6 protein-coding genes (1 of these 6 running past the window's edge) are annotated in these 11,278 nt (G+C 72.5%); 3 read left to right on the top strand and 3 right to left on the bottom strand.

The window, feature by feature from the left end:
- Positions 1-1,187: the 3' portion of an MFS transporter gene (locus OG226_RS26950; RefSeq protein WP_328681954.1), read on the top strand. The gene continues 127 nt to the left of window position 1, outside the view; only the last 1,187 of its 1,314 coding nucleotides appear in the window; its start codon lies beyond the left edge, outside the window; it ends in the stop codon at positions 1,185-1,187.
- Between the two features lies 1 nt (position 1,188).
- Here OG226_RS26950 and OG226_RS26945 read toward each other — a convergent pair whose 3' ends face one another.
- Together OG226_RS26945 and OG226_RS26940 are read right to left on the bottom strand one after the other, a co-directional pair.
- On the bottom strand, positions 1,189-2,847 hold the full coding sequence (locus OG226_RS26945; RefSeq protein WP_328681952.1) for an ATP-binding SpoIIE family protein phosphatase: 1,659 nt from the start codon (positions 2,845-2,847) through the stop codon (positions 1,189-1,191).
- Positions 2,848-3,062: 215 nt separating this feature from the next.
- On the bottom strand, positions 3,063-4,430 hold the full coding sequence (locus OG226_RS26940; RefSeq protein ID WP_329350265.1) for an NAD(P)/FAD-dependent oxidoreductase: 1,368 nt from the start codon (positions 4,428-4,430) through the stop codon (positions 3,063-3,065).
- 377 nt (positions 4,431-4,807) lie between these two features.
- Between OG226_RS26940 and OG226_RS26935 the strand changes: the two genes are divergently transcribed.
- Together OG226_RS26935 and OG226_RS26930 are read left to right on the top strand one after the other, a co-directional pair.
- The gene (locus OG226_RS26935) at positions 4,808-5,578 is read left to right on the top strand and encodes a TetR/AcrR family transcriptional regulator (protein WP_328681949.1); all 771 of its coding nucleotides are present in this window, start codon (positions 4,808-4,810) and stop codon (positions 5,576-5,578) included.
- A 406-nt stretch (positions 5,579-5,984) separates the two neighbouring features.
- Complete coding sequence (locus OG226_RS26930) at positions 5,985-7,913, top strand: sigma-70 family RNA polymerase sigma factor (protein ID WP_329350264.1); 1,929 nt, start codon at positions 5,985-5,987, stop codon at positions 7,911-7,913.
- 4 nt (positions 7,914-7,917) lie between these two features.
- Here the strand turns inward: OG226_RS26930 and OG226_RS26925 are convergent, their stop codons facing one another.
- Positions 7,918-11,154: a BTAD domain-containing putative transcriptional regulator gene (locus OG226_RS26925; protein ID WP_329350263.1), complete on the bottom strand. Its 3,237-nt coding sequence runs from the start codon at positions 11,152-11,154 to the stop codon at positions 7,918-7,920.
- Between the last annotated feature and the right edge of the window lie 124 nt (positions 11,155-11,278).

The following is an 11,278-nucleotide window of genomic DNA, read 5'->3' as shown; positions in this document are numbered from 1 at the left end:
ATGTGGCGCAGGTGCGGGGACTGGGGGCCATGACGGCGGGTCTCGTACTCGCCGTCTTCGCCGTGGCCGCGTTGATCGTGCTGCCGTTCGCCGGGCGGGCCATCGTCCGGCGCGGTCCCCGACCGGTTCTCATCGTCGCCCTGGTTCTGGCCGCCCTGGGGTCGATGAGCCTGGGGCTGGCGGGCAGTGCGACGGCCGTGCTGGTGTCGGCGGCGGCGCTCGGGGCCGGGCAGGCCGTGATGCAGCCGGCGCTCGCCACGATGATCGTGGACTGCTCTACGGCCGAGACGCGCTCGCGTGCCTTTGCCATGCAGTTCTTTCTGCAGAACCTCGGACTCGGTGTCGGCGGGCTCATCGGCGGTCATCTGGTCGACACGACCAGCGCGTCCTCGTTCACGCTGCTCTTCGGGATCGAGTCGGCGATGTTCCTGGTGCTCGCCGGTGTGATCGCGACCGTGCGGATGCCGCACGCGCCTGCCATCGGTGACGCTCCTTCGCAGTCGGCCAAGGGCGCCTGGAAGCAGTTGCTCGGCAACCGGGCCATGGTGCAGCTGAGCGTGCTCGGTTTCGTGCTGTTCTTCGCCTGCTACGGGCAGTTCGAGTCCGGGTTGAGTGCGTACGGGGTCGAGGCCGCCGGTATCTCGACGTCCGCGCTCGGTACGGCGCTGGCCGCCAACACCGCGATGATCGTCGTCGCGCAGTTCGCGGTGCTGAAGTTCGTCGAGCGGCGTCGGCGCTCGCGGGTGATCGCGGCCGTAGGGATGATCTGGGCGCTGGCTTGGGTCACGGCCGGGTTCGCGGGACTTGGGCACGGGAGTCAGGAGATGGCTACGGCGGCCTTCGTGTCGACGTACGCGCTGTTCGGGCTGGGGGAGGCGATGTTGTCGCCGACCGTCGCTCCGCTGGTGGCCGATCTGGCGCCCGAGGGGATGGCCGGGCAGTACAACTCGGCCTTCGCCCTCGTCAAGCAGCTCGCGTTGGCTGTCGGGCCCGCGGTGGGCGGGCCGTTGGGGGCTTCGCTGCCGGGGCCGTATGTCGTGACGTTCTTCCTGTTCTCGCTGGGGATCAGTCTGCTCGCGGTGAAGCTGGGGCGGCAGTTGACCGCTGCGCAGGATCAGCCTTGGCGGGCGAAGGGGAGTCTGGTCGTCGCTCGCGGGAGTGTGGAGCCCGTAGGGGTCGAGGCGTAGGTCAGGCCGGGGGTGTCTTGGGGAGTACGAACTCGCACCAGACGGCCTTGCCTCCGCCCGGGGTGCGGCGGGAGCCCCAGTTCGAGGCGATGGTCGCCACGATCGCGATGCCTCTGCCCGACTCGTCGGCCGGTTCCGCGCGGCGGCGGCGGGGCAGGTGGTCGTCGCCGTCCGTGACCTCGACGATGAGACGGCGGTCGGTGCGGCGGAGGCGTAGGCGCATGGGCGGTGTGCCGTGCTGGAGGCTGTTGGCGACCAGCTCGCTTGCCGCCAGGACGCCCAGGTCGTGCAGTTCGGTGGGGAAGCGCCAGCTGGTGAGCACTCCGGAGGCGAACGCACGCGCGCGTGGGGCCGCTTCCACTCCACCGAGCAGCTCCAGGGCCGCGTTGCGGAAGAGGTCGCCGGCCGGGCCGGTACGGGCCGGGTGCTGGAGGACCAGGACGGCGACGTCGTCGTCGTGGTCAGCGGTGACGCCGAGGGAGCGGACCAGGCGGTCGCAGACGACCTGGGGGGTGCCGGTGGCGCCGGCCAGGGCGCGCTCCAGGGAGGCGATTCCCTCGTCGAGGTCCTCGTCCCGGCGTTCCACCAGGCCGTCCGTGTAGAGGACCGCCGTAGAACCGGGGCTGAGGGGGATCGAGCCCGAGGAGTGGATCCAGCCGCCGGTGCCGAGCGGGGGGCCGGTGGGTTCGTCGGCGCGCTGGACGGCTCCCGTCTCGTCGCGGACGAGGATCGGGAGGTGGCCGGCGGACGCGTAGACCAGGCGGCCCTCGTTCGGGTCGAAGATGGCGTACACGCAGGTGGCGATCTGGTTCGCGTCGATCTCCGTGGCGAGGCCGTCCAGGAGCTGGAGGACCTCGTGCGGGGGCAGGTCGAGGCGGGCGTACGCCCGTACCGCCGTGCGGAGTTGGCCCATGACCGCCGCCGCCCGGACACCTCGGCCCATGACGTCGCCGATGACCAGGGCGGTGCGGCCGCCGCCGAGGGTGATCACGTCGTACCAGTCGCCGCCGACCGCGGCCTCGGTGCCGCCGGGCTGGTAGGTGGCGGCGATGCGCAGGTCGTCGGGCTCCTCCAGCTCCTGGGGGAGCAGGGAGCGCTGGAGGGTCACAGCTGTCTCGCGCTGGCGGCGTTCGCTGGCGCGGAGGCGTTCGGCGGCCTCGGCGTGGTCGGTGACGTCGGTGGCGAAGATCAGGACGCCGCCCTCGGCGCTGTCGGCGCTCTCGGCGACCGGGGTGCACGTGAACGTGTACGAGCGGCCGCCGGGCGCCTTGCGGGACTTGAGGGTGCGGGGCTTGCCGCTGCGCAGGACCTGGTCCAGGAGCGGGAGCAGGCCGAGTTCGTCGAACTCGGGGAGGGCCTCGCGGGCCGGTGCGCCCAGGGGGCGGGTGCCGAAGGCCGCCACGTAGGCGTCGTTGACGTACGCGATGCGCTGGTCGGGGCCGTGCACCAGGGCGACGAGGGCCGGGACGCGGTCGAGGACCTCGCGGACGGGCAGGTCCTCGACGGCGGGGACCTGCGGCGGCTCGTCGGTGAGCTGCTCGGCGCGGGCCGCGGGCACGGAGCCTTCTCCCCGCCGGTCCGGGGTGACCGTGTGGTCGGTCCGCGCTGCGGCGCGGCGCTGCGTTCCGGGGAGCCGGGCGCTCCAGCGCGTGAAGTTCACGAATCCTTGCCTCGTGTAGGTGTTGTCGGCCCGCTCCGGACCCTGCCGGGGGTCCGGGGGTCGGCCCCCCGGGGGATGCAGCACAGTGGGGAAAGCCTCTTGGGTGGGAAGGGCGGGCGCGGGCCCGCCCGAAGTCGTGGACCAGTCTGGCAGTGTGACCGACCGGGCCGACATTCGTCAGACGCCTCGGCGGCCGGTGGAGTTCCTCGGTCCGGTCAGTTCGACCCCTTCGGGTCGTGCGGAGGCTGTCCACCGGCCGCGAGTTCGAACTCCGCTCGGGGGTGTTCGAGTGATCCGAGGGAGACGATCTCCCGTTTGAAGAGCCCCGCCAGGGTCCATTCGGCGAGCACACGGGCCTTGCGGTTGAAGGTGGGCACCCTGCTCAGGTGGTAGACGCGGTGCATGAACCAGGCAGGGTAGCCCTTCAGCTTCCGTCCGTAGACCTGCGCGACGCCTTTGTGCAGTCCCAGGGAGGCGACCGAGCCGACGTACTTGTGGGCGTACGTCTCCAGTGGCTCGTCGCGCAGGGAGTGCGCGATGTTGTCGCCGAGGATCCTGGCCTGGCGTACGGCGTGTTGGGCGTTTGGGGCGGTGGTGCTGCCGGGTTCGGCGGCGGTGACGTCGGGGACGGCCGCCGCGTCTCCCGCTGCCCACGCGTGCGCGGCGCCCTCGACCGTCAGCTGGGCGGTGCACTTGAGGCGGCCGTGAGTGGTGAGCGGGAGGTCGGTGGCGGCGAGGACGGGGTGGGGTTTCACGCCGGCCGTCCACACGAGCGTGCGGGTCGGGAAGCGCTGGCCGTCGCTGAGGACGGCGACGCGGTCGACGCAGGATTCGAGGCGGGTCCCCAGGAGGACCTGGATGTTGCGTCGGCGCAGCTGGGTGATCGTGTAGGTGCCCATCTCCTCGCCGACCTCCGGGAGGATGCGGTTCGAGGCTTCTACGAGGATCCATTTCAGGTCGTCGGCGTCGACGTTGTGGTAGTAGCGCACGGCGTAGCGGGCCATGTCCTCCAGTTCGCCGAGCGCCTCGACGCCGGCGTAACCGCCTCCTACGAAGACGAAGGTCAGCGCCGCGTCGCGGATCGCGAGGTCGCGGGTGGAGGAGGCGATGTCCATCTGCTCGATGACGTGGTTGCGCAGGCCGATGGCCTCCTCGACGGTCTTGAAACCGACGCCGTGCTCGGCGAGGCCGGGGATCGGGAGGGTGCGCGAGATCGAGCCGGGGGCCAGCACGAGTTCGTCGTACGCCAACTCCTCGGTGCCCGTGCCCTCTTCCTCGGTGGCGAGGGTGCTGAGGGTCGCGGTGCGCTTGCCGTGGTCGATGGCGGTGGCCTCGCCGATGACGACCCGGCACTGGCCGAGGACGCGGCGCAGCGGGACGACGACGTGGCGGGGGGAGATCGAACCGGCGGCGGCCTCGGGGAGAAACGGCTGATACGTCATGTAAGGGTCGGGACTGACGACGGTGATCTCGACCTGCCCGCGCTTGATTTCACGTTTCAACTTCTTCTGAAGGCGCAGGGCTGTGTACATCCCGACGTAGCCGCCACCGACAACGAGAATGCGCGCGCGTTCCTTCACCATCCCATGACGCACCCGGCGCTGGAGTTTGTCCACAGCCTCGACAAATTGTGTGACCGGCGGCGGAGGGTGCGCGAGGGCGCCAAAAGTGCCGTCGTTGAGGGCAGGTTCGCAGGTCAGCGAGGGTGCTCGGGGTGGTGCCCCGGGGTGCAATAGGGGCGTATGCGACCCGTACTCCGATCGGGGGGCGCTCCGTGCGGAACCTGCCCCTTCTGAATTGACCCCCTCTCAACTATGTTCGTGTGTCGACGGGGTGAAGGGGGATGTGCTCAGCGAGTCCGCGAAGAGCGGGGCTCGCGAACCGGGCTTGTCTCACGATGCTCCGGCTGCCGATGGCGGGGAGTCTCCGGGGGGAGACGTCATTAACCGGGGGAACGTGTATGCATATTCAGGATTCTCATTGGACATCCGCGTCAGCCGTCGCATCCGGCGGCGCGGTCGGAGCGGCGGCGAACGGACGCGGGGACTCCTCGCGGACGACGCCGTTGCGGGTGGACGCACAGCGCAATCTGGAGCACGTGCTGCGGGCGGCACGTGAGGTCTTCGGCGAGCTGGGCTACGGCGCGCCGATGGAGGACGTGGCGCGACGCGCGCGGGTCGGTGTCGGCACGGTGTACCGGCGCTTCCCGAGCAAGGACGTCCTGGTGCGGCGGATAGCCGAGGAGGAGACCTCCCGGCTGACCGACCAGGCGCGTTCGGCGCTCGGCCAGGAGGACGAGCCGTGGTCGGCGCTGTCGCGCTTCCTGCGGACCTCGGTGGCCTCGGGTGCCGGGCGGCTGCTGCCGCCGCAGGTGCTGCGGGTCGGCGTCGCCGACGAGGGTGAGGATGCCGACCTCCTCGACGAGGCGCGGGTGCCGCAGCAGCGGACGCAGCCGGGTGCGGGTGAACTGCGGCTGGTTCCGGAGGAGTCGGCGGGATCTGTGGGTTCCGCGGAGTACGACGCCGGGGCGACCGCGCTGCTGGAGGTCGTGGGGCAGCTGGTGGATCGGGCGCGGGCTGCGGGGCAGTTGCGGGCGGACGTTTCGGTGTCGGACGTGCTGCTGGTGATTGCCACGGCGGCGCCCTCGTTGCCGGATGCCGCGCAGCAGGCGGCGGCGTCTGCGCGGTTGCTGGACATTCTGCTGGAGGGGTTGCGGTCGCGGCCGTTGTGAGGGTGGGCCCGCGTTGGTGCGGGCGTCTTCTGGGGGCTGCGCCCCCAGACCCCCATCGGCCCTGAAGGGGCCTCGTCCTCAAACGCCGGACGGGCTGAATTTGCCCGCCCGCGTTGGCAGGGTGACTCGAATAGGTGACTGTGGAGCGGGGGTGCCCTGGTGCCCGCGCCCCTCGTGATGCCCAGGAGCGTTCCGGGCATTTCAGTCACCTTCGTCAACTCCCTTTCCGGGCGCGACAGTTGATCCTTCCCCGGAGGGGTGAACGCTAGTACTGCGGTACGGCAAGTCCCCACGGATGAGTGGATGATCCGTACGACCGGGTCCTGAACAAAAGCCAATATGGCTACGCTGAGCCGGTGTTCGGGACTGGTTGGACTGGCTTGGCAGGCGGCGGGGGCTTTCCGCGATGAGCGTTGACGGGCGTGACGAGTCACTGGGTGACGGTGCCCCGGAGGCCGGTGGGCTGACCTCACCACAGGTGCCGAGTCAGGGCGGGCCCAGTGGTGTCCCCCAGGGTGCTGTCCCCCCGGGTTTCGAACCCGCCGAGGGCAGCGTCCCGCCACAGCGCGAGGGCAGTGTGCTGCCGCCGCCGCTGCCGCCGCGGGAGATGCCGGCGGCCGACGCCTCGCTGATCGAGCGGATGCGCGCCGGTGACGACACGGCGTACGAGGAGCTGTACCGGCGCCACGCGGACGCCGTGCGCCGGTATGCCCGGACCTGTTGCCGGGACGGGCACACCGCCGACGATCTCACCGCCGAGGTCTTCGCCCGCATGTTGCAGGCGGTGCGCGGCGGTTCGGGGCCCGAGCACGCCGTACGCGCCTATCTGCTGACCTCCGTCCGGCGCGTCGCCGCGAACTGGACGAAGTCGGCGAAGCGGGAGCAACTCGTCGACGACTTCGCGGTGTTCGCCGCGCAGTCCGCGCGGGTGTCGGAGGTGTCCGACGACGACACCATCGATCTCGGCGCCGACGTCCGGGCCATGCACGTGGCCGAGCAGTCGATGGCTATGCAGGCCTTCCGGTCGCTGCCCGAGCGGTGGCAGGCCGTGCTGTGGCACACCGAGGTCGAGGACGAGTCGCCGAGCGAGGTCGCCACGCTCTTCGGGCTGGACGCCAACGGCACGCGCGTGCTGGCCAGTCGGGCCCGCGAGGGGCTCAAGCAGGCCTATCTCCAGGCCCATGTCAGCACGGCCCTCACCGACGACGAGGAGTGCGCGCGCTACGCCGACCAGCTCGGCACCTACGCCCGCCGCCGACTGCGCACACGTGCCGAACGGGGGCTGCGCAAGCACCTGGAGGAGTGCGCCAAGTGCCGGCTGGCCGCGCTGCAGATCGAGGAGGTCGCCAGCGGTATCCCGGCGGTCGTCCCGGTCGCGGTCATCGGCTGGTTCGGCGTCGCCGGGTACGCGAAGGCGGTCGCGCTCATCGCGGGCGGCGCGGGAGCGGGCGCTGCCGGTGCCGCGGGCGCCGCAGCCGCCGCGGGCGGGAGTTCGTCCGGCGGTGCGGGTGCCGGGGGCGCGGCTGCCTCCGAGGGCCTGGGCGCCCCGGTGAAGGCGGGTATCGCGGCCGGTGTGGTCGCCACGGCGGCAGCGGCGGCGATCGCCCTCGCGCTGGCCGGCAGCACCCACACCCCCGCGAAGAAGCCCGAGGCGAAACCGGCGCCCTCGTCCTCCCCGATCGCCAAGCCCGAGTCGACTCCCCCGACCCCCCCGAAGAAGCAACCGGCCCCGGAACCGGCGGTGTTGAAGCCCGAGCCGACACCCACTCCGACCCCGACACCCAAGCCCGCACCCCGGGCGAAGCCCACACCGACGCCCAAGTCCACCCCGACCCCGAGGCCGACCCCCAGACCCACCCCGACGCCCACCCCCACGCCGACCCCGACACCCCCACCCGCGCCGACGATCTTCCAGGTCAGCGAGCTCTCGTACAACGTCAACGGCGACGGCACCGCGCCGGAGATCCAGCTCGGCGAGAGCAGCTGGGTGTGGCAGCGCTACGGCGTCTCGATCGGCGGCACGCGGTACGCCCACGGCGCGACCGTGCACGGCCGCTCCTCCGTCACGATCGACCTCAACCGCCCGTGCGTCTCCTACGACGCGACGGTCGGCGTCGACGACATGATGCTGGGGATCGGCAAGGTGTACTTCGCGGTGTACGCCGACGGGGTCCGGCTGTGGCAGTCCGGGGAGATCGACGGCGGGGACCCGGCCGTGCCCGTCCATGTGAACATCGCCGGGCGCAAGACCGTGCGGCTGGTGGTCGAACCGCACAGCTCCTTCGACAACCTGGCGCTGGCGGACTGGGCGGCCTCCAAGTTCACCTGCCGGTAGGAGGTCACGCCGGGGCGGGCAGCTCCGCCAGGATCTCGTCCAGGGTGAGGGGCTCGCCGCGGGCGCGTTCGGCGGCGTAGCGCTCGGCGCCCAGGTCGGTGCGGGCGACGGCCTCGGTGTGCTCGACGCGGGCGCGCTCCGGCATGGGACGCGGGTGGCCGCCGCGCCAGTGGTCGCCCGCGGCCAACAGCCGTACCGCGCGCGGGAGTTCGCCGAGGTCGGCGGAGAGCAGGGCCGTCTGGTCGACCAGCATCGCGATCAGCGCGTCGGCGCAGTTCTGGTCGACGGCCTCGCGCAGGGTGGCGGTCATCAGCTCAAGGCCGCGCTCCGGGCCGGACTCGGCGGCGGTGACCAGGGCGGCGACCGCGCTCAGGCCGGCCTTGAACTGCGGTGGGGGTGTGCCCTTCCGGCTCTCCGTCGTGGCCAGGTCGCTCAACTCCCGCGCGCGGGCGACGTCTCCGTCCTCCAGGGCGATGTGCGCGCGCAGCATCAGGACGAAGGTGCGGGCGTCCGACACGCCGTGCCGGTCGGACTCCGCGGTCGCCCGGTCCAGGCCCGCCAGCGCGCTGTCGCGGTCTCCCGCGCGGAAGGCGAGTTCGGCGAGGCGGGCGATGAGGAACGGGGTCTCGGTGTTGGCGCCGACCTCGTAGGCGAGCGCCAGTGCCTCCTCGTACTCCGTCCGCGCCTCCTCGAAGCGGCCTCGGACCATGGCGGCCTCGCCGACCGCGCTGGCCAGCTGGGCGCGCACCCAGCGGTCGCCGACGCGCCCGCAGAGCACCTTCAGCGTCTTCAGGTCCTCGTCGATGCCCGCCATGCCGCCCGGCGAGTCGACGAGGAGGTGGGTGCGGAACATCAGCAGGACGGCGTTCTCCCAGTCGCCGCCGTGGGCACGGACGTTGACGACCGCCGCCTCCATGGCGGGCCGGATGTCCATCGACTCGGTGAGGAAGTAGGCGGTGAGCGGCCAGATGAGCCCCGGCATACGGGCCGACTGCGGGCCGCCGGCGGCGAAGTGGTCCTGGACCAGCCGCATGTACTGCCACATGCACTCGTCCCGCAGGCCGTCCTCCGTCCGGCCCAGGAGCTCGGTCTCGGCCCTGAGGAAGAGGTTCAGCAGCCGGAGGTCCATCCGCCGGGTGTGCAGGGGGTGCCGGACGTCCGCCTCCGGGTCGGCGACGTAGGCCTCGTACGGGTCCAGGGCGGACCCGGCCGGCACGGTCAGGGCGAGGACGCGGATCACCCATTCCGCGCCCTCGGTGCGGTAGTTGCGCAGCCACCAGAACCAGCCGACGGCGAGGACCAGGGCGCCCGCCTCCGCCTCGTCGCGGGCGGCGACGGAGCGGGCGAGGGCGGCCCGGATGTTGTCCAGCTCGGTCTCCAGGCGGGCTATCCACGGGAGTTGGTCGCCCGAGCGGAGGAGCGGCTCGGCCTCCTCGACGAGGGCGCGGGCCCACGCCCGGTGCCTGCGCTCGGCGGCGGCGCGCGGCTCGGGGGTCTCGGCGGCGCGCTCGACGGCGTACTCGTGGATGGTCTCCAGCATGCGGTAGCGCATGCCGCCGTCCGTGTCCCCCGGGGTGGCCACGATCAGGGACTTGTCGACCAGGGAGCCGATGAGGTGGGCCGCGGGGCCGGTGCACACGGCCTCGGCCGCCGCGAGGTCCCAGCCGCCGGCGAACACGGAGACCTCGCGCAGCACCGTCCGCTCCGCCTCGTCGAGCAGGTCCCAGGACCAGTCGACGACGGCCCTCAGGGTCTGCTGGCGGGGCAGGACCGTACGGCTGCCGGAGGTGAGGAGGCGGAAGCGGTCGTCGAGGCGGTCGGCGATCTGGCGCGGGGTGAGCAACCGGAGCCGGGCGGCGGCCAGTTCGATGGCCAGGGGCAGGCCGTCGAGGCGGCGGCAGATCTCCGCGACGGCCTCCGTGTCCTGGAGCACGGCCCGCGCGTCGGGGCGGACGGCGGTGGCGCGCTCGGTGAAGAGGCGGTGTGCCTGGTCGGGGACGAGGGGCTCGACCGGGCGCACGGACTCGCCGGGGACGCCGAGGGGTTCGCGGCTGGTGGCGAGGATCGTGAGCCCCGGGCAGCGGGTCAGGAGGGTCTCGGCGAGGTCGGCCACGGCGTCGATGACATGTTCGCAGTTGTCAAGGATCAGGAGTCGGCCGCGCGAGGCGCAGTACTCCACCAGCAGGGCGACCGGGTCGTCCTGCGTGGTCATCAGCTCGGTGGTCAGCAGGGCGGTCTCGCGCAGACCGAGGGCGCTGACCACCGCGCCCGGCACCGCCTCCGGCCGGTCGAGCCGGGCCAGCTCGACGAGCCACGCCTGCGGGAGCCCGGCGGCGGCTTCCTCGGCGAGACGGGTCTTTCCGGAGCCGCCCGGTCCGGTGAGCGTGACCAGGCGGGCCCTGTGCATATCGGAACGGATGGCGGCGATCTCGGGTTCCCGGCCCACGAAAGAGGTGAGACGCGGACGCAGGTTGCCATTGCGCTCGGGAGGCCCCGGCGCCGGGGGCCGCGTCCTCGCGGGCGCCGTCGACGTGAGCAAGTCCCCGTGCAGCGCACGGAGTTCCGGACCCGGGTCGGTGCCGAGCCCTTCGGCGAGGGCGCGCCGGGCCGCCTCGTACGCGGCGAGGGCGTCGGCTCCTCGGCCACAGGCGCGCAGCGCGCGGATCAGGAGGGCGTGCAGGGGTTCGTCGTAGGGATGCGCGGTGGTCAGTTCCCGCAGTTCCGGTACGACGTCGGCGGCGCGGCCGAGCAGCAGGTCGGCCTCGGCCCGCGCGCGGGTGGCCTCCTGGCGCAGCGCGTCGGGGCGGGCGGCGGCGGACCGGTCCGGGAGGTCGGCGAGCGCGGGGCCGCGCCACAGGGCGAGCGCGTCGGCGAGGTCGCGGGCGGCGGTGGTCGCGTCGCCGCGGTCGAGGGCGGCCGTACCCCTGCGGGTGAGGTGTTCGAAGACGAACAGGTCGACGTCGTCCCGGGTCGCCGCGAGGCGGTAGCCGCCGGGGTCGGAGGCGATCGCGTCCTTGCCGAGGGTGCGGCGGAGACGGCCGACCAGGGCCTGGAGGGCGGCCGGGGCGTCCTGGGGCGGGTCGTCTGCCCACACCTCGTCGATCAGGGTGCCGAAGGGGATGTTCCGGCCCGGGTGCAGGGCGAGTGCCGCGAGCAGGGCGCGCAGGCGCGCACCGCCGAGGGATACGCCGGTGCCCTGTTCGTCGTCCGCCCGGGTGCTGCCCAGGATTCTGTACCGCACCGGACCATTGTCGCCGGGCGGGCGGGGCGGGGGCACGGGGTTTCGCCGCGGGGCGGGCGGATGGGGTGGTTTGGGGTGTGCTGCCCATCACCTCCCGGATCGGTACAACGACTGTCTGTGAACA

Origin of the sequence: Streptomyces sp. NBC_01261 (assembly GCF_036226385.1) — a bacterium.
Taxonomy (GTDB): domain Bacteria; phylum Actinomycetota; class Actinomycetes; order Streptomycetales; family Streptomycetaceae; genus Streptomyces.
The sequence above is the reverse complement of the archived record's forward strand: the minus strand, read 5'-3'. Positions and strand labels throughout refer to the sequence as shown.